Origin of the sequence: Streptomyces sp. NPDC045431 (assembly GCF_040646655.1) — a bacterium.
GTDB lineage: Bacteria > Actinomycetota > Actinomycetes > Streptomycetales > Streptomycetaceae > Streptomyces.
The window spans coordinates 150,570-176,165 of record NZ_JBEZAQ010000002.1 but is presented as its reverse complement, the minus strand read 5'-3'; the positions used below and the strand labels follow the sequence as shown (position 1 = coordinate 176,165).

Sequence of the window (25,596 nt, the reverse complement as noted above, 5' to 3'; positions counted from 1 at the left end):
ACCGGTCAGGCGCCGGTCAGGCACCGGTCAGGCACCGGTCAGGCACCGGTCAGGCACCGGTCCGCGCGGTGTCGGCCGACGCCAGGTCCTCCGCCAGCATGCGCTTGGCGATCGTGTCCGTCGCCGCCCGCAGCTCCGGGCCGCTCGGGCGGTCGCTGTCCCGTTCGAGCCGGTCCGTCAGCCAGCGCGTCCACGCCTCGCTGATCACCGCCGCCTCCCGCGCCCCCGCCTGGGTGAGGGAGAACAGGTGTCCGGCCCGGGTCAGGTACCCCTCCTCGACCATCCGGTCGAAGGCCGGAACCAGCACCTCCGGAGGCACCCGCCGTCGCGCCGCGATCAGCCCCAGGCTCGCGTGCCCCACCAGGCGGGTGAACACCTCCACCTGCATCACCGCCCATGCGCCCGCCACGTCCAGCCGCGTGTCGGAGTCCTCGATCACCCGCCGCACCGTCGTCAGGTCCACCCGGCGCAGCAGCCTGCCCACCGCCAGCTCCAGCAGCCGTGCCGAGTCCGCCGTCGCCACCGGCGACGAGAACCCCTCGCCCATGTCCGACGCCGTGACGCGCGCCGCGTCCCGCAGCCGTACCTGCCGCAGGAACAGCGACACCACGAAGCCGACCACGGCCACCGGCACCGTCCACAGGAACACCGTGTGCAGGGTGTCCGCGTACGCCTCGACCAGAGGCACCGCCTGTTCGGCCGGCAGCCCGTGCACGCCCTGCGGGCTGAGCGCCGCGCGGGCCAGCGCCGCCGCCTCCGCCGGGGCCGCCGCACCCGGAACGTCCGCCACCGCCTCGCCGATGCCCTCCCGTAGGTTGGGCGCCAGGGCGTTGGCGTAGATCGTCCCGAAGACCGCCGTACCGAAGGACATGCCGAGCGTGCGGAAGAAGGTCACGCCCGAGGTGGCCGTGCCGAGGTCCGCGTACTCCACGGTGTTCTGCACGGCGATCGTCAGCACCTGCATGCACAGGCCGATCCCGACGCCGAGCACGAACATGTACAGCGACTCCAGCCAGGCGTCCGTCCCGCGTCCCATCAGAGACAGGAGGTAGAGCCCGACCCCCATCACCAGCGAGCCGACGATCGGGAAGACCCGGTACCGGCCGGTCTTGCCGGTCACGTTGCCGCTGTAGACGGAGGCGATGAGCAGCCCGATGACCAGGGGCAGCGTACGGACGCCGGAGACGGTGGCCGAGTCGCCGTCGACGTACTGGAGGTACGACGGCAGGAAGATCATCGCGCCGAGCATGGCGAAGCCCACGATGAAGCTGAGCACCGAGCACACGGTGAAGACGGGATTGCCGAACAGCCGCATGGGCAGCATCGGCTCCACGGCCCGCGTCTCGGCCACGCAGAACAGCGCGAGCGCGACGACCCCGCCCACGAACAGCCCGACGATGACCGGGGAGCCCCACGCGTATTCGTTGCCGCCCCAGCTGGTGGCGAGGATCAGTGCGCTCGCCCCGATCGCGACGAGGGCGATGCCGGGGTAGTCGATCACCGGCCGGGACGCCGATCTGACGGACGGGATGGTGCGGGCCGCCGCGAGCACGACGACGACGGCGATGGGGACGTTGACGTAGAACGCCCACCGCCAGGACAGGTGATCGGTGAACAGCCCGCCGAGCAGCGGACCGATCACCGTCGACACCCCGAAGACCGCGCCGATCGCGCCCTGGTACTTGCCGCGCTCGCGCAGCGGGATGACGTCCGCGATCAGCGCCATGGACGTCACCATCAGCCCGCCCGCGCCGACGCCCTGCACCCCGCGCCAGAGGATCAGCAGCGGCATGTTGGCGGCCAGGCCGCACAGGAAGGAACCGGCGACGAAGACGACCGTGGAGACCTGGAAGACGACCTTCCGCCCGAAGAGGTCGCCGAACTTGCCGACCAGGACGGTGGCGACCGTCTCCGCCAGCAGGTACGCGGTGACGACCCACGACATGTGCGCGGCGCCGCCCAGGTCCGCGACGATCGTGGGCAGCGCCGTACCGACGATCGTCTGGTCGAGCGCGGCCAGCAGCACCCCGAGCATGATCGTCACGAAGACGATGTTCCGCTGCCGGGCGTCGAGCACCGGCGGCGCCGCCACCGGTGCCTGCTGCGTGGTCGTCGTCGTCACGCTTGCACCCTCACACCGGCAGGGCACCGCCGCATGCGGGCACGGTCCGGACCGGTGACGGGCGCGGGCGTAGGGCCTGTCTTCCGGATCAGGCCCTAGGTGAGTTCGATCTGGTACCGGATGAAGCCCCGGTTCTCGGCCACCTTGTCGTACAGCCGCCGGGCCGTCGCGTTGGACTCGTGCGTGTTCCAGTACACCCGTACGCAGCCCTGCTCGCGCGCCCACTCCGTCACGGCGGCGATCAGCGCCCGCGCCACCCCCCTGCCGCGTACGTCGGCCGCGGTGAACAGGTCCTGGAGGTAACACACGTCCGGACCCGAGGTGTTGGCGTGCACGAAGAAGTGCGTGATGCCCACGAGGCGGCCGTCCAGCCGGGCCCCGAGGGCGTGCATCCGTGTGTCGGCCTGGAACTCACGCCAGGACCGCTCGTACATCTGCGGCGGCTCCACCCTCTGGTAGAAGCCGATGTACGCGCGGAAGAGCGCCTCCCAGGCCTCCCGGTCGGACGGCTCCAGCCTTCCCGTGGTGATCATGGGATCACTGTGGCACGCGCCCCGGCGGGCTCAGAGGGCGGCCCCGCCCGGCCGCAGGAGCAGGCCCGGGTTGTACGCGCCGAGCACCTTGTTGGCCCTGGCCAGCAGCGCCAGCGCGTGCTCGCGGTCCGCCTGGTCCTCCTGGCACATCGGGAAGCGGAAGCGGCGGACCTCGCGGGCCGCGCACTCGGCGTCGATCTCCGCCTGCAGGATGCCGATCGGCATGCACGACCCGATCAGGGCGGCGACACGGTCGGGGATCGGGACGGGCACGAGGGGCGAGGCGGTCACGTCAGGTCCTTTGCTGCTTGCTGCCCGCTGCTCGGTGGCAGCGGTCCGATGCGGTGCTCCCTCCATGAGTACAGGACGCGTATCCCGGTTTTCCCGCGGGTTTGTATCTGTGCTGCAACCGTTTCTCACCCGGGCGCACCAGTCACGGGCGCGTAAGCCCTCCGATCAGCGGCCCCGGCCGCCCGGCCGCCCGCTCCGCAGATGGAGGGCCCGCAGCACCGCCTCCAGCGCGAACCGGGCCTCCGGATCGGTGAGCCGCCCGCCCAGCCGGTGCTCCAGGCTCCGCATCCGGTAGCGCACCGTCTGCGGGTGCACCTCCAGCAGCCGGCCCATCTGGGCCGCCGTACCGCGGGTTTCCAGCCAGACCCGCAACGTCTCGACGAGCCGGGAGCGGCGGGTCGGGGTGAGCTCGGCGAGCGGCGCCAGTTCACGTTCGGCGAGCTGTTCGGTGAGCGCGGGATCGGCGAGCAGCCACAACGTCACCAGGTGGTCCGCGCAGAAGACGAGCGCCCGGTCCTCGATGGCCTCCGCGTCGATGAGCTCCAGCACGCGCCGTGCCCAGCGCAGCGAGTCGGCGGCGGAGGCGGTCGGCACGGTGAGGCCCACGGCGGCGCGTACGGTCGGCAGGGCCGCCTCCAGCATGCGGCGGCGGGCATCGTCCACGGCGCCGGGAATGAGCAGCAGCGGCTGCGGGTCGGCCGGGTCCAGCAGGACATCGTTGTCCAGCACCGACGGGGAGAGCGTTGCGGGGGAGCGCAGCGCCACCGGTGTGACCAGCTCGGGCAGCGTCCAGCCCGTCTGCTCGCACAACTCGGTGAGGGCGGTACGCGGCAGGGGCGGCCCCGACAGCACGAGGTGCAGCAGCCTTCTCCGCAGCAGCTCCGAGCGCGCGTCGGCCTGCGCCCGCACCTCGAGGTAGCCCTCGCGGGAGAGCGCTTCCAGCTCGTCGACGTACGCGAAGAGGGCGTCGGCGAAGCTCAGCAGCAGCGTCGGGGAGAGGTTGTAGCGCCGGCCGACCTTCTTCGCGCGCCGCAGGGCGACCCGGGCGCCGAGGCGGTACGCGCCCTGGAGGGTCTCCAGGCTCCGGCCCTCGTACGCCTCGAACCGGCCGAACCGGCGGCACACTTCGTCGCGCAGCGTCGTGGGGGCGGAAGGGGAGGCGACGCGCTCGGCGAAGGCGGCGATGTTCTGCTCGACGCCGTACTGGAGCGCCTGCCGGTAGGGGCCGTTGAGTAATCGCGCGTACTCGGGATAGGCCCGGGTGACCTCGATGCCGATCTCTTTGACCAGGCTGGGCAGTTCGGGCCTGATGATGGCGGCGAACTCCTGGGGGAGCTGCCCCAGCGGCTCGCCCGCGTCCGACGGCTGGGTGGTTCTGGGCATGCGGCTGTCCCCTCGTTCTCCGGACGTCCGGTGGGGGTGGGAGCGGGCGTGGGCGGTGAGAGCGCTCCCGCGGATCGACGGTCCGAGCACTTCCGGTGGCACTTCGTGGGGGCCCGAACATAGTCCAGGAGGCCCGGGCCGCGCAGTAGTTGGGACAGCCGCCGGGGGCCCGCCGCGGTGATTTGGCCGAAGCCGGACGGTGGCCGGACGGTGGCCGGGGGGACCAGGGGCGACCAGGGGCGGCCGGACGGTGGCCGGAGGTTGCCGAGGGCGGCCCCGGGGTGGCCTGGCGGGTGGCCGGACCCGGCGAGGGCCGAAGACGGGAGCGACGGGGAGCTGCGCACTTCTCAACAAGAAAGCGTGGCGATCTGCTCCGGTGACGACAAGAAAATACCGGCGAGTAAGGGCGCCGCGGAAAACCGTCGGCCGAGTATTGCGCGCTTGGTTACCCGCTCGTAGCGTCACTGGCGCAAGGTGCTTACGCCCGGCGGCCGATGGAGCGGGACATATCGGCGCCGTGTTCTGAGAAGTGAGCCGCTCACGCTTTCCGTACCTCCCACCCGAAAGAGCCGCGCGGGGACGGAAAGCGGTCCATCGGGTACGCCCGAATCCCCAGGAGGGAACACCCATGCGACGCATGACGAAACTGTCCGCCATCGCCGCCGCCGCGCTCCTCGGCGCGGCCGGAGTCACCGCCACCAACGCCTCGGCGGCCGCACAGGCCTCGTGGACCGTCACCAACCCCGCCGCCGACGACAAGTTCACCGCCGTGAACGTCGCCGGGACGACGGCGGTGCTCACCAACAAGTCCACCGGCGCGCAGGTCACCTGTCGGACCATCGCCGCGTCCGGCACCGCCGTGGACGGCGTCGACTCCGACGGCATCGGCCTGGCCATCATCCAGAACGCCACCTTCGGCAACTCGGCCTCCAAGTGCACCGGCCCGCTCGGCTCCACCTGGATCGCCACGAGCAACGCCCCCATGTCACTCAACGGCACCACGTACAGCGCGGGTGTGACCAAGGGCAACATCACCGCCATCGACGTCAAGCTGACCGGCACCAGCATCGCCGGTACCTGTTCCGCACGCATCAAGGGGACGGCCAACACCGGTTCGTACACGAACGCCACCGGTGTCCTGAGCATCGCGGACGACGCGACGCCCGCCCTGACGATCTCCGAGGTCACCGGCGCGTGCGCCGGTCTGCTGAACAACGGCAACGTGGCGACGTTCCGCGCCCAGTACAAGGTCACGCCCATCCTCACGGTCACCAGCCCGTAAGGCCCGTCGAGGGGCGGACGGCCGACTGCTGCCCCGCCGCGCGGACGGCTCACCCCGGCCGCGCGGTCGGGACTCCGGGGCTTCGGACTCCGGGACTTCGGGCTTCGAGACTTCGGGCTTCGGGCTTCGGGCTTCGGGACTTCGAGAGAGGGCGCGACGGTATGAGCGAGGCAGCGCACGGGCGACGGGGCCTGCGCCGTACGGTGGCGATGGGGGCCGTCGTACTGGTGGCGGGGCTCGTTCCCGGTACGGGCGTCGGTACGGGCGCCGCCGCCGACGAGGGCGGGCAGACCGTGGACCGGGCCCTGGCCTACCGCTGCGTCCTGCCGGGCGGCGGCGGCGGGGAGCGGGCGGCGACGGTACGGATCTCGGCGGTCCTGCCCCGGCAGGTGCGGGCCGGACGGCCCGTCCACCCGGAGTCCGTCATCGTGGGCGTGCAGCTGTCGCCGGAGGCGGTCGCCGATCTCGTCGCAGTGGGGGCGGCGAAGACCGGCGGCATTGTCCGCCTCACCACGCTCGTCACCCAGGACGCCCCGGATGCCGAGACTGTGGAGGCACCCTGGGCGCAGCTGTCGGCCCCGGAGACGGCCGTGCCCGCGCAGGGCGCGTACACGATCGAGGCACGGGGCGCCGTGCCGACGGTCACCGCCCGTTCCGAGGGCGAACTCGCCTTCTCGGCGGGGGCCGTCTCGCTGGACCTGCTGGCGCGGGGGGCGGACGACCGGCCCACCACACCACCGAACCTGTCCCTCGCCTGCACACCCGAGCCGGGCGAGAAGACGGAGTTCGCGCGGGTCGCCGTGACGGCGGCGACCGCCCCCGCGACGCCGCCCGGGCCCGGCCCGGGGGAGCGGCCGAGGCCTCCGGTGGTGGAGGAGCCGGGCGGCCCGGCGCAGCAGCCCGGCCGCGGTGAAGAGCCCGGTGGCGGCAAGGCCGACGGAGAGGCCAGCGGAAAGGGGGACGGCAGGGAATGTGTCGAAGAACCGCCCTTCCCCCTGGAACCGACCCCGGCGCACGGATACATCGCCGGCTACTCGAATGTCCGGAAGCTCGGTGGGGCCATTTTCCTCAAAGAGCCGGGCATGCTGCGCGTGAACATGCTGAAGGCCTATCAGCTGCTCATCTGCAACCCTCCCGAAGGGCCGTATTTCGCCATCTACAGCGATGTCCGGTTCGACCACCGCGGAAAGCCGCAACTCCCGCCCGCGACCTCGACCTTCCTCACCTTCGGCTTCATGCCCACCACCGCCACCGTGGAGCTGACCGCGGTCGGGCCGATGGAGATCGTCACCCACGGCTACCCCTTGGACGAGCAGGGGCGGCAGCCGGAGGTCTCCACGGTCACCGGCAAGGTGTGGATCCGGCTGTACGACGTGAAGGTCAACGGCACCCCGCTCGACGTCGGCCCCCGCTGCCGTTCGGCCCGCCCCATGGACCTGGTCCTGACCGGCCGCGGCTACAACGACGTCGACGGCCGGCCCCACGGGTACACCGTCGCCGGTGGCGGACCGCTGACGGCCACCGCGACGCTCCCCGACTTCCGCGGCTGCCGGGCGGGAGCAGGCGCCGGAACAGGGGCGGGCGCAGGGGAGGGCTCGGGAGTTCGGGCAGCAGTTCGGGCGGGGGAGGATCTGGATCGGCTCTTCACCGCGTCGCTCTCCGGTACGGGCAACTACATGAAGATGACGCAGGGCCCGCTCTGCGCGCCCGGCAGCCCGCACTGCCCCGACCCGCCGAGGCCGCGGCCCGAGCGCTGAGGTGGGGTGTCCCGGCCGATACGCACCGGGCGACAAATTCCGCCCGCGGATTTGTCACGCGATGACAAACGCGCGGGTCACCACGGAAAGCGCCGGCGGAACGCTTGTCCGTGCCTTCACCGTCACCGTAACGTGCGCTTTCCCCGGTGCACTTTTGTCACTTCCTCAGCATGAGCGGCGTCTGTCTGGAGTTGTGGTGGGATGGGAACAGAAGTGGTCGTCGAAGGGCTCACCAAATCCTTCGGCAAACAGAACATCTGGCAGGACGTGACCCTCACCCTGCCCGCCGGTGAGGTAAGCGTCATGCTCGGGCCGTCCGGCACGGGGAAGACCGTCTTCCTGAAATCCATCATCGGGCTCGTCAAACCCGAGCGCGGCCGCGTCCTCATCAATGGTGTCGACATGGTCAACAGCCCCGAACGCGACATCTACGAAACCCGCAAGCTCTTCGGTCTGATGTTCCAGGACGGAGCCCTCTTCGGCTCGATGACGCTCTTCGACAACGTCGCGTTCCCGCTCCGCGAACACACCCGCAAGAAGGAGTCCGAGATCCGCCGCATCGTCATGGAGCGGATGGACATGGTCGGCCTCATCGGCGCCGAAGGGAAACTCCCCGGCGAGATATCCGGCGGCATGCGCAAACGCGCGGGCCTGGCCCGGGCGCTGGTCCTGGACCCGCACATCATCCTGTGCGACGAGCCAGACTCCGGGCTCGACCCCGTGCGCACCGCGTATCTCTCGCAGCTGCTCATCGACCTGAACGCGCAGATCGACGCGACGATGCTCATCGTCACGCACAATCTCGACATCGCGGCGACCGTTCCCGACAACATGGGGATGCTCTTCCGGCGCCGGCTCGTCACCTTCGGGCCGCGCGAAGTGCTGCTCACCAGCGACGAGCCGGTCGTGGCTCAATTCCTCGCCGGACGGCGCGAGGGGCCGATCGGCATGTCGGAGGAGAAGGACGCCGCGACCCTCGCGCGCGAACAGCGCGCCTCCGCTCCGTGCCCGCCGCACCCCCGTCCGCTGGCGCCGCAGTTGGAGCCCTCGCCCGGCATGCCGGCCCGCGCGGCCGTGCTGCGCCGTCGCGAGAGGGTCCTCGGGATGCTGTCGGACCTCCCGGAAGCCGCCAGGTCGGCCATCCTGCGCAGTCACGCCCCGGCCGGCGGTCCCGCCTCATGACCCCCGAACACCCGGCGCCCGGCGCCCCGCCCGTCGGGGCCCCGCCTGAGGCCCCGCCCGCCAAGGCCCCGGCGCCTGAGCCCGCGCCGACCGAATCCCGGTCGGCCGAGCCCCCGTACCCCCAAGCTCCGGTGCCCTCGCGCCTGCTCGCGCCCCTCCGCGAGAGCGGCAAGCTCTTCGCGCTCGCCGCCACCGTGTCCCGCGACGTCTTCCGGCGGCCCTTCCAGTTCCGGGAGTTCGTCGAGCAGTTCTGGTTCGTCGCGAGCGTCACCATCCTGCCCGCCGCCCTGGTGTCGATCCCGTTCGGCGCGGTCATCGCGCTCCAGGTCGGCTCGCTCACCCAGCAGCTCGGCGCCCAGTCGTTCACCGGCGGCGCCAGCGTCCTCGCCGTCATCCAGCAGGCCAGCCCGCTGATCGTGGCCCTGCTCATCGCCGGCGCCGGCGGCTCCGCCATCTGCGCCGACCTCGGTTCGCGGAAGATCCGCGAGGAGCTCGACGCCATGGAGGTCATGGGCGTCTCGCCCGTCCAGCGGCTCGTCGTGCCCCGCGTGCTCGCGACCATGCTCGTCGCGGTGCTCCTCAACGGCATGGTCTCCGTCGTCGGCACCCTCGGCGGCTACTTCTTCAACGTCGTCATGCAGGGCGGCACCCCGGGCGCGTACCTCTCCGGCTTCTCCGCCCTCGCCCAACTGCCCGACCTCTGGATCAGCGAGATCAAGGCACTGATCTTCGGCTTCCTCGCCGGCATCGTCGCCGCCCACCGGGGCCTGAATCCGCGCGGCGGCCCCAAGGGCGTCGGCGACGCCGTCAACCAGTCCGTCGTCATCACCTTCCTCCTCCTCTTCTTCGTCAACATGGTGCTCACCGCGATCTACCTCCAGATCGTCCCGGCGAAGGGGGCCTGACCATGGCCTCGCCCCTCGCCTGGCTCGACCGCTCCGGAGACCAGCTCCTCTTCTACGCCAAGGCGCTGCTCTGGATCCCGCGCACCCTGCGCCGCTACCTGAAGGAGGTCCAACGCCTCCTCGCCGAGGTGGCCTTCGGCAGCGGTGGCCTCGGCGTCATCGGCGGAACCATCGGCGTGATGGTCGCCATGACGCTGTTCACGGGAACCGTCGTCGGCCTCCAGGGGTACGCCGCGCTGAACCAGATCGGCACCTCCGCCTTCACCGGCTTCGTCTCCGCCTACTTCAACACCCGCGAGATCGCCCCGCTCGTCGCCGGACTCGCCCTCTCCGCCACCGTCGGCGCCGGCTTCACCGCGCAGCTCGGCGCGATGCGCATCAACGAGGAGGTGGACGCCCTCGAAGCGATGGGCCTGCGCTCGATGCCGTACCTCGTCACCACCCGCATCATCGCGGGCGTCGTCGCGATCATCCCGCTCTACGCGATCGGCCTGCTCTCCTCGTACGCCGCCTCCCGCGCGGTCACCGTCCTCTTCAACGGCCAGTCGGCGGGCACGTACGACCACTACTTCGACCTGTTCCTCTCCCCGGACGACGTGCTGCTCTCCATCCTCAAGGTGCTGATCTTCAGCGTGATGGTGATCCTCGCGCACTGCTACTACGGCTTCCACGCCCACGGCGGCCCGGCGGGCGTCGGGGTCGCCGTCGGCCGCTCCGTACGCAACGCCATCGTGCTGATCAGCGTCACCGACTTCTTCCTCTCGCTCGCCATCTGGGGCGCGACCACGACCGTGAAGGTGGCCGGATGAACACGCGCACCCCCACGCGCACCACGCGCACCCCCACGCGGACCCAGGCGCGGACCCACGCGCGCGCCCTCCGCAGACGCCTCGCCGGGGCCGTGTTCCTGCTCGTCCCCGTCCTCCTCATCCGGCTGTCGGTCGCCGTGTACGACAAGGAGTTCAGCCGCGACGCCACCGTCACCGTCCTCACCGCCAGCGTCGGCAACGAGATGCACCGCGGCGCCGAGGTGAAGCTGCGCGGCGTGGTCGTCGGCGAGGTGCGCGACATCCGCGCCGACGGCACCGGTGCCCGCCTCACCCTGGCCATCCGCCCCGGCCACCTCGACCGCATCCCGGCGGACGTCACCGCCCAGATGCTGCCCACCACCCTCTTCGGCGAACGGTTCGTCGCCCTCGTCCCACCGGCCGCCACCTCCTCACCGCGTACGCTCGCGGCGGGCGCCACCATCCCGCAGGACCGTTCCGCCAACGCCGTCGAACTCGAACAGGTCCTGGACCAGGTGCTCCCCCTGCTCACGGCCGTGAAGCCGGAGAAACTGTCGGCCACCCTCACGGCCGTCGCCCAGGCGCTCGAAGGCCGCGGCGAGCAGCTCGGCCGCACCCTCGTCACGCTCGACGCGCACCTGAAGAAGCTCAACCCGCACCTGCCCGCCCTCAACCGCGACATCACGCACCTCGTCGAGGTCAGCCGGGTGTACGGGGACGCCGCGCCCGACATCCTCGACGCGCTCACGGACTTCACCACCACCAGCGGCACCCTCGCCGAGCAGCAGGCACAGCTCGCCCGCCTGTACGGCGCCACGACGGCGACCGCCCAGGACCTGACGGCCTTCCTGCGCGAGAACCGGCACCACCTCATCCGCCTCTCCGCCGCCTCACGCCCCACCCTGGAGCTGCTCGGCCGCTACGCCCCCTCCTTCCCCTGCACCCTGCGCACCCTCGCCGGTTTCGTCCCCGCGATGGACCGGGCGCTGGGCAAGGGCACCGACGAGCCGGGGCTCCACGTCACCGTCCGTACCGTGCCCTCCCGTGGCGCGTACGTGCCCGGCAAGGACCGGCCCGTGTACGAGGCGAACGGCGGGCCGCACTGCTACTCCGTCCCGTACACGGGGAAACCCGGCGCCGCCGCCGGGGCGAGCGACCGCGCCCGGGGCCTGGGCCTGCCCAACTCCCCGCAGGAGAACCAGCTCGTCAACGAGCTCATCGCCCCGGGCCTGGGGACCGCGCCCCAGGCGCTGCCCGACTGGTCCACCGTCCTGACCGGCCCCCTCTTCCGTGGAGCGGAGGTGACCCTGCAGTGAAGCGCCGCTCCCTCGCCGGGCCGCTCACCAAGTCGCTCGCCTTCATCGTGGTGACCGTCTTCGCCACCGCCGTCCTGGCGCTGTCCATCGCCAACACCGGGGTCGGTGAGACCAGCGCGTACCGTGCCCGCTTCACCGACGTCACCGGCCTCGTCGAGGGCGACAGCGTGCGGATCGCCGGGGTGAAGGTGGGTCAGGTCGCGTCGATCCGCGTCGTCGACCGGCGCGTCGCCGAAGTCGGCTTCACCGTCCAGAAGGGACGGGCACTGCCCGCCTCCGCCACCGCGTCGATCAAGTACCTGAACATGGTCGGCCAGCGGTACGTCGACCTCGACCGGGGCACCGGCCCCGTCGGGCGGACCCTGCCGCCCGGTGCCGTCATCCCGCTGGAGCGGACGACTCCCGCCCTCGACCTCACCCAGCTCTTCAACGGATTCCAGCCGCTCTTCGAAGGGCTCTCACCGACCGAGGTCAACAGCCTCGCCGGCTCCATCGTCCAGGTCCTCCAGGGGGAGGGCGGCACCGTCGACTCGCTGCTGCGGCACGTGGGTTCGCTGACCGGCACCGTCGCGGCCAAGGACAAGGTGATCGGTGAGGTGATCCGGAACCTCACCACGGTGCTGCAGACGGTCAACGACCGCGAGGAGAACTTCAACGACCTCGTCGTCACCCTCCAGCAGCTCGTCAGCGGCTTCGCCGGCGACCGCGAACGGCTCGGGGAGGCCATCACCGCCATGGGCTCGCTCACCACCGTCACGGCCGGGCTCCTCGAGGACGGCCGCGCCCCGCTCAAGGAGGACATCCGCCAACTGGGCCGCCTCTCCGGCCAACTGGCGCAGAGCACCCCGCAGATCGAGGACTTCCTCCGCAAGAGCCCCGCCAAGATGCAGGCCGTCGGGCGGCTCGCCTCGTACGGGTCGTGGCTCAACCTCTACCTCTGCGAGGCCACGGTCACGGGTGTCACCACCTCCGACGGCTCGAAGCCGCCCACCGGTATCCCGCTCACGGAAGCGAGGTGCCGCGGATGAGACGCCTCCTCGGACCGCGTGTGCCCCGGCCCCGTTTCCGCCTCCTCGCACCGCGTGTGCCCCGTCCCCGGTTCCGCCTCACGCCCGTACGGGAGCGCAACCCCGTCCTCACCGGCCTCGTCGGGCTCCTCGTCCTCGCCCTCATCGGCCTCGGCGCGTACAAGATCGACGCTCTCGTGGCCCGCACCGCGTACACCGCCGACTTCACCGAGGCCGCCGGCCTCGACGAGGGCGACGAGGTGCGCGTCGCCGGAGTCAAGGTCGGCGCGGTGACCGGCGTCGCCCTCGACGGCGCCAAGGTCAAGGTCACCTTCGAGGTCGACGACGGCACCTGGATCGGTGACGCGAGCACCGCCGCCATCGCCATCAAGACGCTCCTCGGCGAGAAGTACCTCGCCGTCGACCCGCTCGGCACCCGCCGTCAGAACCCCGCCACCCGCATCCCCGCGTCCCGCACCACGTCCCCGTACGACGTCACCCAGGCGCTCAACGGCCTCGGCGACACCATCAACGCCATCGACACGCGGCAGCTCGCGGCGAGCTTCGACGCCCTCTCCGCCACCTTCGAGAACGCCCCGCCCGACGTGCGCAGCGCCGCCGAGGGCCTGTCGGCGCTGTCGCGGACCGTGTCGTCGCGCGACACCCAGCTCGCCGAACTCCTCAAGGGCAGCAAGCAACTGGCCAAGACCCTGGCCACCAAGAAGAGCAGCTTCGAGACCCTCCTGGAGGACGGCGGCCTGCTGCTCGGCGAGATCCAGGCCCGGCGCGACGCCATCCACCAGCTCCTCACCGGCGCCCGGAACCTCGGTACCCAGCTCACCGGGCTCGTCCAGGACAACAACCGGCAGCTCGGCCCCACCCTGGAGTCGCTGAGCCGGGTCACCGGAGTCCTGTTGAAGAACCGGCAGAGCCTCGACCGCACCCTGGCCCTGGCCGGCCCGTACTACCGGCTCGTCGGCAACACCCTCGGCAACGGCCGCTGGCTCGACACGTACGTCTGCGGCCTCGTCCCCAGGAACTACCTCCCGCCCGGCACGCCCCCGGCCACCGGGTGCATGCCGCCCAAGCCCACAGGGGGTGCCAGGTGAACCTCAGACGCGCCATCGGCCTCGGCGCCGGCCTCGCCGTCGTCGCGGTCGCGGCGGCCTCCGGCCTCCAGGCCCTCGACGCGGCGCACACCACCCGCGTCACGGCCTACTTCGACCGGGCCACCGGGGTGTACGAGGGCTCCGACCTGCGCGTCCTGGGCGTGAAGGTCGGCACCGTCGGAGCGGTCCGCCCGAAGGGCAAGGAGGTCGAGGTCACGCTCCTGCTCGGCGAGGGCGTCCGCGTCCCGGCCGACGCCCACGCGGTACTCGTCGCCCCCAGCATCGTCTCCGACCGGTACATCCAGCTCGCCCCCGCCTACACGGGCGGGCCCCGGCTGCGCGACGGAGCCGTCCTGCCCGCCGCCCGCAACGCCACACCCCTCGAAATCGACCAGCTCTACGCGTCGATCAACCAGCTCAGCGAGGCCCTCGGCCCCGAGGGGGCCAACGCCCAGGGCGCCCTCGCGGACCTGCTCGACACCGGCGCCGCCAACCTCCGGGGCAACGGCAAGGCGATAGGCGACTCCATCGAGCAGTTCGGCAAGGCCGCCAAGACCCTCGACTCCAGCAGCGACGACCTCTTCGACACCCTCGCGTACCTCCAGTCCTTCACCACCATGCTGAAGGACAACGACGGCCAGGTGCGCACGGCCGAGCGCCGGCTCGCCACCGTCACCGGCTTCCTCGCCGAGGACAAGGAGAACCTCGCCGCCGCCCTCAAGGAGCTCTCCACCGCCCTCATCCAGGTGAAGACCTTCATCGAGAAGAACCGCGGCAGCCTGAAGCGGAACGTCGACATCCTGCTGCCGATCACCCGCACGCTGGCCGACCAGCGCGCCTCACTCGCCGAGGCCCTCGACACCGCGCCGCTCGCCGCGGGCAACGCACTCAAGGCGTACGACCCGCTGCACCGCACCCTCAACGGACGCGCCGACATCAACGAGCTCAGCATGGGCTCCGGCGGTTCCGGTGGCTCCGGCGCCTCCGGCGGTGCCGGGGCGCCGGGGCTGGTCCCCGTCGAACCGGCCCGCCGCAAGGACCTGCCCGCCCTCCCGCTCCCCGCGGTCGGCCAGGTCTACGGCACGGCCGAGGACGGAGCCGCGCGGTGAAACGACCCACCACCCGTACCACGACGACCACCACGGGCGTGGCCGCCGTCCTCGCCCTCGCCGTCGGCTTCACCGCGACCGCCGTGAGCTGCGACCCGCCGGCGGGCCCCGAGCTGTCCGGCATCGAGCAACTGCCCTTGCCCGGCGGTGCCGACCTCGGCGACCATCCGTACGAGGTCACCGCGGAGTTCGCGGACGTCCTCAGCCTCGTACCGAACGCGGCGGTCAAGGTCAACGACGTCGCCGTCGGCCGCGTGACACGCATCGCCCTGGCCGGCGGGGCCGGGAGCGAGGCGTGGTCCGCGAAGGTCACCCTGCGCGTCAACGGCGACGTACGGCTGCCCGCCAACGCCCACGCGCAATTGGAGCAGTCCAGCCTGCTCGGCGAGAAGTACGTCCAGCTCTCCGCGCCCACGAAGGCGGCCGGGGGCACGCTCGCGCACGGCGACCGCATCCCGCTGAGCCGCACCAACCGCAACCCCGAGGTCGAGGAGGTCTTCGGAGCCCTGTCGATGCTCCTCAACGGCGGCGGCGTCCAGCAGCTGCGGACCATCACCGCCGAGCTCTCCAAGGCGCTGCGCGGCAACGAGACCGAGGTCCGGTCCCTCCTCACGCGCATGGACACCCTCGTCACCAGCCTGGACGGCAACAAGGCCGACATCACCGCGGCCCTCGACGGCGTCAACCGGCTCTCCGCCACCCTCGCCACCCGCGAGCGGGACGTCGGCAAGGTGCTCACCGGACTCAGCCCCGGCCTGAAGGTGCTGGAGCGCCAGCGCGCCTCCCTGCTCACCATGCTCGGCGCCCTCGACACCCTCTCCACCGTCGCCGTCGACACCGTCAACCGCACCAAGGCCGATCTGGTCGCCGACCTCAAGGCGCTCGGACCGACCCTGCGGGCGCTGGCGGATGCGGGCAAGGCGCTGCCCGACTCGCTCCAGGTGCTGCTCACCTACCCGTTCACGGACGAGGTGCTGCGGGGCGTCAAGGGCGACTACCTCAACGTCTACCTCGACGTCGCCGCCGCACCCGGCACCCAGCTCGTACCACCGCTGGTCCCGCCGCAGGACCCGGCGGCCGCCGGGCCACCCCTGCCCCTGCCCCTACCGCTGCCGTCGGCCGGGAGGAACTGATGCCGACCCTCGCCATCCGGCTGAAGAACCTCGCCTTCCTCCTCATCGCGGTCGTCGTCCTCGGCTACGTCGGCGTGCGGTACGCCGACCTCGGCCGGTACGCGGGCTTCCGCGACTACTACACCATCCGCGTCCAACTCGACGCGGCAGGGGGCCTGTTCACCCACTCCAACGTCACCTACCGGGGTGTCTCCGTGGGCCGTGTCGGCCCCATCGAGCTCACCGGTGACGGAGTCGAGGCCGAGCTGCGCATCGACGACTCGGCGCCCCCCATCCCGGCGGACCTGGAAGCCGTGGTCGCCAATCTGTCGGCCGTCGGCGAGCAGTACATCGACCTGCGGCCGGCCGGTTCCGGCGGCCCGTACCTGCGCGACGGCACCGTCATCCCGCGCTCCGACACCCGTACGCCCCCGCCCGTCACCACCGTGCTCAGCGGGATCGGCGACCTCGCCGCCTCCGTCGACCTGGAGTCGCTGCGCACGGTCGTCGACGAACTCGGCACGGCACTCAACGGCCGCGGCGACGACCTCCAGGCGCTGCTGGACGGCGGCGACGCCTTCGTACGCGCCGCCGACAAGGCGCTGCCCGCCAACACCCGGCTGGTGATCGACGCCGAGACGGTCCTGCGCACCCAGGCCGAGGAGGGCGAGGCCCTCACCTCCTTCGCCTCCGGCGCCCGGGAGCTCGCCGCGGAGCTCAAGGGCTCGGACGCGGACCTGCGCAGGCTCATCGCCGCCGCGCCCGGTGCGGCCGGCCAGGTCAGCACACTGCTGAAGGACCTCGACCCGGCCTTCGGAGTCGTCCTCGCCAACCTCCTCACCGTCTCGGAGGTGGCCGTGACACGCCAGCGCGGCATGGAGGAGTTCCTGGTCACCATGCCCGCCCTCGCCGCCGCCGGGGCGACCGCCGTCACCCCTCAGGGCGCCAACTTCGGCATGTCGGTGACCTTCTTCCAGCCACTGCCCTGCACCACCGGCTACGGCGGGACGCCCTACCGCAACGGCCTCGATCTGTCGGCCCCGCCCGCCCTCAACACCCAGGCGCGCTGCACCGCACCGCCCTCCAGCGGCGTCAACGTCCGCGGCTCCGCGAACGCGCCCCGGGGCGGACGCCCATGAGGACGGGCACGGGGACGGGGATGGGGACGGGGAGGGGGACGGGGCTGATCCGGTACGGGTGGTGGGCGGCTCTTCTCGTCGCGGCGCTGCTCTGCGGCGCCGCCGGATGGTCGTACGCGCGTACCGCCGGCGACGAGGACCGCGCCTACGCCGAAGCGCGGGACACCGCCCTCGCGACCGGGCAACGGCATCTGGCCGTGCTCAACAGCCCCGGCCGGCGCGCCTGGCTGGAGGTGTCGGCGGGGGAACTGCGCGAGGAACTGAGCAGGACCGGCCCCACCTCGGACGCGTCCGGCACGTCGGTGCGTGCGACCGTCACCGACGCCGCGCTCACCGCGTTCGACCACCGCGCCGGGACCGCCCGCCTCATCGCGACCGTACGGGTGGAGACCGGCCCGTCGGCCAGGGACCGCAGACGGCTGGAGGCCGAGCTGCTCCGTACGCCCGACGGCTGGAAGGTCACGGCGCTGACCGCGGTCCCCGCCGCCGGGGCCTGAGAGGAAGGGGGAGAGGTGACCACGAGCGAAGAGGCCCAGGACCGGCGCCCCCGGTACCACCGTACGGCCGCCGCCCTGCTCACCGTCCTGATGCTGCTGGCGGGAGGGTGGCTGCTCTGGCGCACCGAGGAACTGGCCGACTCCCCGGCCCTGGACAACCGCGCGCTCGCCGACACGCGGGCCACCGAGCGGGTCGTCGGCGACGTCAGCGGCGCGCTCGGGCGGGTCTTCTCGTACGCCCCGCAGGACACCGCCTCGACCCGGCACGCGGCGCGGCAGCTCCTCGCGGGCAAGGCGGCACGGCAGTACGAGGCGCTCTTCGCCGAGGTGGAGCAGCGGGCCGCACAGCAGAAACTGACGCTCACGACCCATGTCGTACGCGCCGGAGTCACGCGGCTCACCGACCGCGACGCGCGCCTCCTGGTCTTCCTCGACCAGGTCGCCCAGCGCGCCGGGAAACCCGCCACCACGGTCGCCGCCCAGCTGTCCGTCACCGCCGAACTACAGGGCGGCCACTGGCGGATCGTCGACATCACCGCACGTTAGAGAGGCCGTCACGCCCATGCCCATGCTTTCGGAACGTACGCGCAACGCCACGCCGAGGAAGCCGTTCCCGGCACCCGCCCTCGCCCTGGCCCTCCTCGCGGTCGGCGGCGCCGGCTGGGCGGGCTGGGCCGGCTGGTCCTGGTACGCGGCCGCGCACGACGACTCGGCCGCGTACGCGAAGACGCGGGACGAGGTCCTCGCCGCCGGGGAGCAGGCCGTACAGAACATGAACACCCTCGACCACCGCGACCTGCGCCGCGGGCTCGACACCTGGCAGGACTCGGCCACCGGCGACCTGCGCACCCAACTGACGGAGGGCCGCGCGCGATTCGAGCGGCAGATCCGCGAGGCCAAGACCGTGACCAGCGCGAAGGTGCTGTCCGGTGCGGTGACCGAGCTGGACACGCGCGCCGGCCGGGCGCGCGTGATGGTCGCCCTGCGGATCACCGTGACCCCGTCCGGGGGCAAGCCCGCGGCGAAGCAGAGCCGCCTGCTCGGCGAACTCACCCGCACCCCCGAGGGGTGGAAGCTCAGCGCGCTCGGCCAGGCGCCGGTCGGCAACACCGCCGTGGAGCCCGTGGACTGACCAGTGGACCGGCCGGCGGACCGGCCAGGGACTGACCAGTGGACCGAGAGGAGCCCCGCATGTCGTCGACGACCCGACACCTCATCAACCGGCAGCGCCGCCTGGCGGCCGTGCACACGACCCGGGCCGCGCCCGGCCCCGTGGGCAGGTCCCCGGCGCCGCCGCGGGCGCCGGCGCCCCGCCGCAGGTTACCCGTGGTGCTCGGCGCGCTCACCGTGCTGCTGGGCGGCGTCGCCGCCTGGGCCGGCGGCGAGGCGACGGCCCTGCGCGACGACCCGGCCGTGCGCAACACCGCCCTCACCGACGTGGCCCGCACCAGTGAGGTCAAGGGCCAGGTGACGAAGGCGGTGGGCGAGCTCTTCTCGTACAGCTACGCCACCCCCGCCGAGGCCGACCGGGCCGCCAAGACACACCTCACCGGCAGGGCGGTCGAGCAGCACCGCGCGATGCTGGCACCCGTACGCGAACAGGCGGCGCGGCAGAAGCTCGTCCTCACCACCACCGTCACGGAGAGCGGTGTGGAGCGGATCAACGGCGACCGGGCCCGGGTGCTCGTCTACGCCGACCAGACCAACACCCGTACCGCGGGCACCGCGGCCGCGGCCAAGAAGGACGCCATGACGTACGGCGCCGCCATGTTCGCGGTGGAGGCGGTACGCGTCGGCGGCGCCTGGCGGATCACCGCCATCGACACCCTGGGGGCTGCTTCATGAGCGGGTGGGCCGGGAACAGGCGTGCGCGTGGACGTGCGCGTGGGCGTGCACGGCGGGCGGTGACCGGGACCGCCGCGGCCCTCGCCGCGATGGCCGCCCTCACGGCCTCGCAGGCCCCCGGCTTCGTACCGTCCCGGGCCGCTCACCCCAACGATCCCGTGGCGCGGCACGACACCGCCCCGGTCCCGCCGTCCGACGACGCCTACCACACCGAACTCCCGCCGCTCGCCTCGCCGGTGGCGCCCGGAACCGCTCCGACGCCGGGGGCCGGGGCCGGGGTCGCGGGCGGACCGCCGGTGAGCCTGGGGCCGGTCCAGGCGGGCATCCCGGCGACCGTGCTGGCCGCGTACCGGCGCGCCGCGTCCGCCGTGGCCCGCACCGACCCGGGCTGCCGACTGCCGTGGGAGCTGCTCGCCGCGATAGGCAAGGTGGAGTCGGGCCAGGCGCGCGGCGGCCGGGTCGACGCGCACGGCACCACGCTCGCGCCGATCCTGGGCCCGGTCCTCGACGGCGTCGGTTTCGCCCGGATCACGGACACCGACGACGGCGTGTACGACGGGGACCGCACGTACGACCGGGCGGTCGGCCCGATGCAGTTCATCCCCTCGACGTGGGCCCGGTGGGGCACCGACGGCAACGGCGACGGGCGCGCCGACCCGGACAACATCCACGACGCGGCGCTGGCCGCCGGACACTACCTGTGCGCCGGGAACCGGACGCTGGCCGTCCGGAGCGACCTCGACCGGGCCGTCCTCAGTTACAACCACTCGTACGCCTATCTGCGCACCGTGCTGTCGTGGCTCGCCTTCTACCAGCGGGGCGCGCACCCGGTGCCGGACGGGACGGGCGTGCTGCCGGTGAGCCCGGGGGCGGGTACGGGGGTGAGGCCGGGGCCGGCGACGCCGTCCGTGCCGGCGCCCGCGCCGAGCCCTCGTCCGGGCGGCGGCATCGTGGTGGGCCCGCAGCCCTCGCCGCGCCCGACCCTCACCCCCCGGCCGCCCAGCCGCCCTTCCCCTTCCCCTTCCCCTTCGCCTTCACCGACACCGACACCGTCGCCCTCGCACCCGACTCCCACCCCGACTCCCAGCCCCACGCCCACGCCCACGGCCCCCGGCCCGTCACCCTCGCCGACCCCGACCCCGACGCCCACCGCCCCCGGCTGCCCGTCGCCTACGCCGACCGCGTCCCCGTCGCCCAGCGCCACTCAGCCCCCGGACCCCGACAGCACCGCGCCCAGGTCGTACGAGACCGGCTCCTCCAACTGCGCGTAGCCGCAGCTCTCCGGCGTACGGTCCGGTCGCCAGCGGCGGAACTGCGCCGTGTGCCGGAAGCGGTTGCCCTCCATGTGGTCGTAGCCCACCTCGCACACCCGCTCGGGCCGCAGCGGCACCCAGGACAGGTCCTTCTTGCCCGACCAGCGGCTCGGCGCCCCGGGCAGCCGGGCGGTCTCGTGGGCGGCCTCGTCCGCCCAGGCGGCCCAGGGGTGGCCGTCGGGCGTGTCCATGCGCAGTGGCTCCAGCTCCTCCACGAGCTCCGCGCGCCGCTTGTCGGAGAACGCCGCGCAGACCCCGACGTGCTGGAGCGCGCCCTGGTCGTCGTACAGGCCGAGGAGCAGCGAGCCGACGACGTTCCCCGTCTTGTGGAACCGGTAACCCGCGACGACGACATCGGCGGTGCGCTCGTGCTTGGTCTTGTACATGAGCCGGGCGTCCGGACGGTAGGGCAGGTCCAGCGGTTTGGCGATCACGCCGTCGAGTCCGGCGCCCTCGTACTGTTCGAACCAGTGCCGGGCCACGTCGATGTCGGTGGTGGACGGCGCCAGGTGGAGCGGGGCGTCGACGCCCTCCAGGGCCTCGGTGAGCAGCGCCCTGCGTTCGGTCAGCGGCGCGTCCAGCAGTGCCGCGTCACCGAGGGCCAGCAGGTCGAAGGCGATGAGCCGGGCGGGCGTCCGCTCGGAGAGCATCCTCACGCGGGAGGCGGCCGGATGGATGCGTTCGGTGAGCTTGTCGAAGTCGAGCCGCCCCTCATGGGCGATGACGATCTCGCCGTCGACGACACAGCGCTCGGGGAGCCGCTCCGGGAGGGCCGTGACCAGCTCGGGGAAGTACCGGGTCAGCGGCTTGCCGGTACGGCTCCCGATCACCAGTTCGCCGCCGTCCCGGTGCACGATCGCACGGAAGCCGTCCCACTTGGCCTCGTAGTGCATGCCGGGCGGGATCTTCTTGACGGACTTGGCCAGCATCGGCTTGACGGGTGGCATCACCGGCAGATCCATGGCCCGATTCTGCCTCTATCTCGCTACTCGCGCCCGTCTGTACCGATATGCGAGGTCTGTACCCGGCCCCTACTGTGGCGCGTATGGGAAACGCGGTGGAGCTGGAGGTCGGCGGACGTACCGTACGCCTGTCGAACCCGGACAAGGTCTACTTCCCGGAGCGCGGCTTCACGAAGCTGGACGTGGCCCGCTACTTCCTCGCCGTGGGCGACGGCATCGTCCGCGCCCTGCGCGACCGGCCCACCACCCTGGAGCGCTTCGTCGACGGGATCGAGGGCGAGTCCTTCTTCCAGAAGCGCGCCCCCAAGAACCTCCCCGACTGGATCCCCACGGCCCACATCACCTTTCCCAGTGGCCGCTACGCCGACGAGATCCGCCCTACCGAGGTCGCGGCCGTGATCTGGGCGGCCAACCTCGGCACGCTCACCTTCCACCCCTGGCCGGTGCGGGGCGACCGCACCGACCACCCCGACGAGCTGCGCATCGACCTGGACCCGCAGCCCGGCACCGGCTTCCCGGAGGCGGTGGCCGCCGCGCACGAGCTGCGGGCCCTCCTGGAGGAGTACGGCCTGCGCGGCTGGCTCAAGACGTCCGGCGGGCGCGGCCTCCACGTCTTCGTGCCGATCGAACCGCGCTGGGAGTTCACCGGCGTGCGCCGCGCCGCCATCGCGCTCGGCCGCGCCCTGGAGCGGCGCATGCCGGGCCGGGTCACCACCGCCTGGTGGAAGGAGGAACGGGGCGAAAAGATCTTTTTCGACTACAATCAGACGGCGCGCGACCGCACCATCGCCTCCGCCTACTCCATCCGCCCCCGGCCGCACGCCCCGGTCTCCGCCCCGCTGCGCTGGGAGGAGCTCGACGACGTCGACCCGCGCGACTTCGACCTGGCCACCATGCCCGTGCGGTACGCCGACCACGGCGACGTCCACGCGGACATGGACGACCACGCCTTCACCCTGGACAGCCTGCTGGAGCTGGCCGACCGGGACGAGCGCGACCACGGCCTGAGCGACATGCCGTACCCGCCGGACTACCCGAAGATGCCGGGCGAACCCAAGCGGGTCCAGCCGAGCCGCGCCAAGAAGCCGGCCGACTGACCCGGTTCGCGTGGCGGCTCACGTCGAGGCGCCGAAGAGCCGCTCCAGGTGCGCGTCCAGCCGGCCCACGGCCTCCTCGCCCGTCTGGACCCCGAGGAGCGTGTACGCCGTCAGGCCGTCCACCAGGCTGATCAGCACCATCGCCTCGGTGTACGGGTCGAGCACCCGCTCCGATGCCAACTCCCCCCGCTCCTGGGCGGTGCGCAGGAGCCCGGCGAAGAACTCCGCGAGCCGGGGGATCCCTTCCCGGGCCTCAGCGCGCAGGCGCTCGTCGTGGACCGCTCGCGCGAAGTACGCCGCGCCCACCAGGGCGCCCACCCTGCTCTTCTCGTCCAGCGGCAGCATCCCCGCCAGGCACTCCCGCAGCACGGCCCGCGGCGGCGGCTCCTGGCCGAGGCCCGCCGCGAGCGTGCCGATGCGTTCGCGGATCCGCCGGTCCGCCAGGGTGTTGATGTGGCGCAGGGCGAAGAGGAGCATCTCGTCCTTCGTGCGGAAGTAGTGCTGGAGCCTGCCCAGCGAGATGTCCGCCTCCGCCGCCACATCCCGCAGGCTCACACCGTCGAGGCCGCGTGTACTCGCGATGCGCCAGAGCGCCTCCGCGATCTCCAGGCGTCTTGCCTCGTGGTCCACCTTCTTCGGCACCGCACCACCCCAACCTCTCCGCGGCACGCGGTACGCCCCGGCCGCTTTTACAAGTCACTTGTACCGTTGTAGCGTATCGCTATCCAATACAGTTGACTTGGAAAGCGATCCCTGACCCATGTCTCTTCACGCCGCCCCACGCCTGAGGCCGCCCCGCCACCGGGCCCACCCGCTGGCCCGCCGTTGGTGGACGGTCCAGGCACTGGTCTCCGTGAGCGGGCCGATGCTGCTCACCGCCCTCGCGCTCGGCCTCCTCTCCGCGCTGTTCTTCTCCGGCGCGCTGCCCTGGCTCGCGCCCCTCCTGCTGGTCACCCTCGTGGTGCCCGCGCTCGGGTACCTGCTCCTCATGCCGCGCCGCCGGTACGCCACGCACGGCTGGGAGCTCGGCGCGTACGCCGTTTACGCGGCCGGCGGCTGGATATGGCAACGGCGCCGGATCGCCCCGCTGTCCCAGGTGCAGACCGTCGACACGGTCCGCGGGCCGATCCAGCGGTGGTACGGCCTGACGACGCTCACCGTCACCACCGCCTCCACCGCGGGGGCCGTCAGGATCGCGGGCCTGTCCGAGGCCGACGCCGAGGAGCTCGCGCGGCGCATCGGCCACGCCGCGCACACCGCCCGCACCGCTCCCGGCGAGGCCGAGGGGATGGCCGCCGGCGCGGTCGACGGCGCGGCCCGGGGCGTACCGGAGGGAGGAGCGTGAGCCGCCGCGCGGACGTCGGGCGGCGCCCCGCCGCCCGCACCCTGCTGGTGCGGTGCGGCTGGCTCGCCCCACCGCTCGGATCGCTCGCCCTCACCGTGCTCGTCACCGGCGGCAGCGTTCCCGTGGGCGCCCGCATCACGCTGGCCGCCCTCGCCGTCTCGTTCGCCGCCGTCACCACCGCCGGTCTCGTCCGCTGGTCCCGGACCCGCTACCGGCTCACCGCCGAGGCGTTCACGCTGCACAGCGGGGTGTTCAGCCGACGGCGGCGCACGATCCCGCTCCACCGGATCCGCAACGTCGACCTGACCGCGACCCCGCTGCACCGCCTGCTCGGCCTCAGCGTCGTACGGGCCGCCACCACCGCCGCGGACGGCGAACAGGGCGGGATCACCCTCGACGCGGTCACGGTCCGCGAGGCACACCGGCTCAAGGCCGCCCTGCTCGCGCAGGCCGACCCCCGGGACGTCACCGGCGACCCCGTGCTCAGCCGCATCGACTGGCGCTGGCTGCGCTACGCGCCCCTCACCTTCTGGGTGTTCGGCGGCGTGGGCGTCGCCGTCGGAACGGCCTACCGGATCCTCGACGGCATCGGCGTCGATCCGTGGCGCACGGCCCTCGTCCGGAACCTGTTCGCCGAGTTCGGCCACCGCGCGCTGTGGCTGACCGTTCCCGCGGCCCTGGCCGTCGTGACCGCCCTCGGGTCCCTCGGCGCCCTCGCCGTGTACGCGGAGAACTGGTGGGGCTACAGCGCCGCCTGGACCGACGCGGACACGCTCACCGTCCGGCGCGGACTGCTGACCACCCGCTCGGTGGCGCTGGAACGCAGCCGACTGCACGGCGTACTGCTCCGCGAACCGCTGCTGCTGCGGGCCGCCGGAGGAGCGAGCGCGGCCGCGGTGGCGGGCGGCCTCGGCGACGAGGAGGCGGCCCAGGCGCGCGGCGTGCTGCTTCCGCCGGCACCGCGAGCCGAGGCCCTGCGCGTGGTCGCCGGCGCACTGCGCGCCCCCTCGCGCCTGGTGGACTCCGTCCCGCTGACCCCCCATCCCCGCGCCGCGCTGCGCCGCCGGATGTCACGTGGGCTCCTGCTCGCCGTCCTGCCGGCGACGCTCGTCCTCCTCGTCCTCGGAGCGCTGCTCACGCCGGTGCTCCTGCACGCCGCCTGGGTGTACGCACTGGTCGCGACCGCCGTGACGGCGCTGCTCGCCCGGGACGCCTACGCGAGCCTCGGCCACGCCCTGCACGGCTCCCACCTCCTCATCAGGTCCGGTACGTTCAGCCGCGACACCCTCGCCCTGGACCGCTCCGCGCTCGTCGCCTGGACGTTCACGACCTCGCCGTTCGGCCGCCGCGCCGGACTCGTCACGCTCACGGCGGCCGTGGCCGCGGGGGCGCACGGCTACCACGTGCGGGACGTGGCGGCCGACGACGCCGTGGCCCTCGCCGCCGCGGCCCGGCCGGGAATCCTGGAGGAGTTCCTCGAACCGGACGGGCCCCGCCTCTGA

25 protein-coding genes are annotated in these 25,596 nt (G+C 72.6%); 19 read left to right on the top strand and 6 right to left on the bottom strand.

Annotated features, from left to right (window positions below):
* Positions 1-49: 49 nt before the first annotated feature.
* The 4 genes from AB0A69_RS05175 to AB0A69_RS05160 form a co-directional block, all read right to left on the bottom strand.
* Entirely contained in the window at positions 50-2,122 is a 2,073-nt protein-coding gene (locus AB0A69_RS05175) for an MDR family MFS transporter (protein WP_361415510.1), read from the bottom strand.
* A gap of 95 nt (positions 2,123-2,217) precedes the next feature.
* Entirely contained in the window at positions 2,218-2,655 is a 438-nt protein-coding gene (locus tag AB0A69_RS05170; RefSeq protein WP_361415508.1) for a GNAT family N-acetyltransferase, read from the bottom strand.
* A 30-nt stretch (positions 2,656-2,685) separates the two neighbouring features.
* On the bottom strand, positions 2,686-2,946 hold the full coding sequence (locus AB0A69_RS05165) for a hypothetical protein (protein WP_361415506.1): 261 nt from the start codon (positions 2,944-2,946) through the stop codon (positions 2,686-2,688).
* Positions 2,947-3,111: 165 nt separating this feature from the next.
* On the bottom strand, positions 3,112-4,329 hold the full coding sequence (locus AB0A69_RS05160) for a helix-turn-helix domain-containing protein (RefSeq protein ID WP_361415504.1): 1,218 nt from the start codon (positions 4,327-4,329) through the stop codon (positions 3,112-3,114).
* Between the two features lie 628 nt (positions 4,330-4,957).
* On the opposite strand from AB0A69_RS05160, the gene AB0A69_RS05155 reads away from it, so the two are divergent.
* From AB0A69_RS05155 to AB0A69_RS05080, 16 genes are all read left to right on the top strand, one after another.
* Positions 4,958-5,611: a hypothetical protein gene (locus AB0A69_RS05155; protein ID WP_361415502.1), complete on the top strand. Its 654-nt coding sequence runs from the start codon at positions 4,958-4,960 to the stop codon at positions 5,609-5,611.
* A 161-nt stretch (positions 5,612-5,772) separates the two neighbouring features.
* Positions 5,773-7,368 (top strand): DUF6801 domain-containing protein, encoded by a 1,596-nt coding sequence (locus AB0A69_RS05150; RefSeq protein WP_361415500.1) that lies wholly within the window; start codon positions 5,773-5,775, stop codon positions 7,366-7,368.
* A gap of 201 nt (positions 7,369-7,569) precedes the next feature.
* Positions 7,570-8,550 (top strand): ATP-binding cassette domain-containing protein, encoded by a 981-nt coding sequence (locus AB0A69_RS05145; protein ID WP_361415498.1) that lies wholly within the window; start codon positions 7,570-7,572, stop codon positions 8,548-8,550.
* The gene (locus AB0A69_RS05140) at positions 8,547-9,455 is read left to right on the top strand and encodes an ABC transporter permease (RefSeq protein WP_361415496.1); all 909 of its coding nucleotides are present in this window, start codon (positions 8,547-8,549) and stop codon (positions 9,453-9,455) included. The genes AB0A69_RS05145 and AB0A69_RS05140 overlap by 4 nt, the downstream gene beginning before the upstream one ends.
* 2 nt (positions 9,456-9,457) lie before the next feature.
* Positions 9,458-10,264, top strand: a complete 807-nt coding sequence (locus AB0A69_RS05135) for an ABC transporter permease (RefSeq protein WP_361415494.1) — start codon at positions 9,458-9,460, stop codon at positions 10,262-10,264.
* On the top strand, positions 10,261-11,559 hold the full coding sequence (locus AB0A69_RS05130) for an MCE family protein (RefSeq protein WP_361415492.1): 1,299 nt from the start codon (positions 10,261-10,263) through the stop codon (positions 11,557-11,559). The genes AB0A69_RS05135 and AB0A69_RS05130 overlap by 4 nt, the downstream gene beginning before the upstream one ends.
* The gene (locus AB0A69_RS05125) at positions 11,556-12,587 is read left to right on the top strand and encodes an MCE family protein (RefSeq protein WP_361415490.1); all 1,032 of its coding nucleotides are present in this window, start codon (positions 11,556-11,558) and stop codon (positions 12,585-12,587) included. Before AB0A69_RS05130 ends, AB0A69_RS05125 begins: the two co-directional genes overlap by 4 nt.
* A complete protein-coding gene (locus AB0A69_RS05120; RefSeq protein ID WP_361415488.1) occupies positions 12,584-13,675 on the top strand; it encodes an MCE family protein in 1,092 nt (363 codons plus the stop codon). Before AB0A69_RS05125 ends, AB0A69_RS05120 begins: the two co-directional genes overlap by 4 nt.
* Positions 13,672-14,784, top strand: coding sequence for an MCE family protein (locus tag AB0A69_RS05115; RefSeq protein ID WP_361415486.1), 1,113 nt, complete (start codon positions 13,672-13,674; stop codon positions 14,782-14,784). Before AB0A69_RS05120 ends, AB0A69_RS05115 begins: the two co-directional genes overlap by 4 nt.
* Before the next feature lie 83 nt (positions 14,785-14,867).
* A complete protein-coding gene (locus AB0A69_RS05110) occupies positions 14,868-15,917 on the top strand; it encodes an MCE family protein (protein WP_361416790.1) in 1,050 nt (349 codons plus the stop codon).
* Positions 15,917-17,035 (top strand): MlaD family protein, encoded by a 1,119-nt coding sequence (locus AB0A69_RS05105; protein ID WP_361415484.1) that lies wholly within the window; start codon positions 15,917-15,919, stop codon positions 17,033-17,035. The genes AB0A69_RS05110 and AB0A69_RS05105 overlap by 1 nt, the downstream gene beginning before the upstream one ends.
* A gap of 20 nt (positions 17,036-17,055) precedes the next feature.
* Positions 17,056-17,532, top strand: coding sequence for a hypothetical protein (locus AB0A69_RS05100; protein ID WP_361415482.1), 477 nt, complete (start codon positions 17,056-17,058; stop codon positions 17,530-17,532).
* Between the two features lie 15 nt (positions 17,533-17,547).
* The gene (locus AB0A69_RS05095) at positions 17,548-18,078 is read left to right on the top strand and encodes a hypothetical protein (protein ID WP_361415480.1); all 531 of its coding nucleotides are present in this window, start codon (positions 17,548-17,550) and stop codon (positions 18,076-18,078) included.
* A gap of 22 nt (positions 18,079-18,100) precedes the next feature.
* A complete protein-coding gene (locus AB0A69_RS05090) occupies positions 18,101-18,664 on the top strand; it encodes a nuclear transport factor 2 family protein (RefSeq protein WP_361415478.1) in 564 nt (187 codons plus the stop codon).
* Between the two features lie 59 nt (positions 18,665-18,723).
* A complete protein-coding gene (locus tag AB0A69_RS05085; RefSeq protein ID WP_361415474.1) occupies positions 18,724-19,377 on the top strand; it encodes a hypothetical protein in 654 nt (217 codons plus the stop codon).
* The gene (locus AB0A69_RS05080; protein WP_361415472.1) at positions 19,374-20,648 is read left to right on the top strand and encodes a lytic transglycosylase domain-containing protein; all 1,275 of its coding nucleotides are present in this window, start codon (positions 19,374-19,376) and stop codon (positions 20,646-20,648) included. Before AB0A69_RS05085 ends, AB0A69_RS05080 begins: the two co-directional genes overlap by 4 nt.
* Here AB0A69_RS05080 and AB0A69_RS05075 read toward each other — a convergent pair.
* Positions 20,582-21,652 (bottom strand): ATP-dependent DNA ligase, encoded by a 1,071-nt coding sequence (locus tag AB0A69_RS05075; RefSeq protein ID WP_361415470.1) that lies wholly within the window; start codon positions 21,650-21,652, stop codon positions 20,582-20,584. The two genes, AB0A69_RS05080 and AB0A69_RS05075, sit on opposite strands and share 67 nt — an antisense overlap.
* A gap of 83 nt (positions 21,653-21,735) precedes the next feature.
* Here AB0A69_RS05075 and ligD point away from each other — a divergent pair, with 83 nt between their 5' ends.
* On the top strand, positions 21,736-22,749 hold the full coding sequence (ligD, locus tag AB0A69_RS05070) for a non-homologous end-joining DNA ligase (RefSeq protein ID WP_361415468.1): 1,014 nt from the start codon (positions 21,736-21,738) through the stop codon (positions 22,747-22,749).
* Between the two features lie 18 nt (positions 22,750-22,767).
* On the opposite strand, the gene AB0A69_RS05065 is transcribed toward ligD, so the two are convergent.
* On the bottom strand, positions 22,768-23,391 hold the full coding sequence (locus AB0A69_RS05065) for a TetR/AcrR family transcriptional regulator (RefSeq protein ID WP_361415466.1): 624 nt from the start codon (positions 23,389-23,391) through the stop codon (positions 22,768-22,770).
* A gap of 118 nt (positions 23,392-23,509) precedes the next feature.
* On the opposite strand from AB0A69_RS05065, the gene AB0A69_RS05060 reads away from it, so the two are divergent.
* Both AB0A69_RS05060 and AB0A69_RS05055 read left to right on the top strand, forming a co-directional pair.
* Positions 23,510-24,094: a PH domain-containing protein gene (locus tag AB0A69_RS05060; RefSeq protein ID WP_361415464.1), complete on the top strand. Its 585-nt coding sequence runs from the start codon at positions 23,510-23,512 to the stop codon at positions 24,092-24,094.
* The gene (locus AB0A69_RS05055) at positions 24,091-25,596 is read left to right on the top strand and encodes a PH domain-containing protein (protein WP_361415462.1); all 1,506 of its coding nucleotides are present in this window, start codon (positions 24,091-24,093) and stop codon (positions 25,594-25,596) included. The genes AB0A69_RS05060 and AB0A69_RS05055 overlap by 4 nt, the downstream gene beginning before the upstream one ends.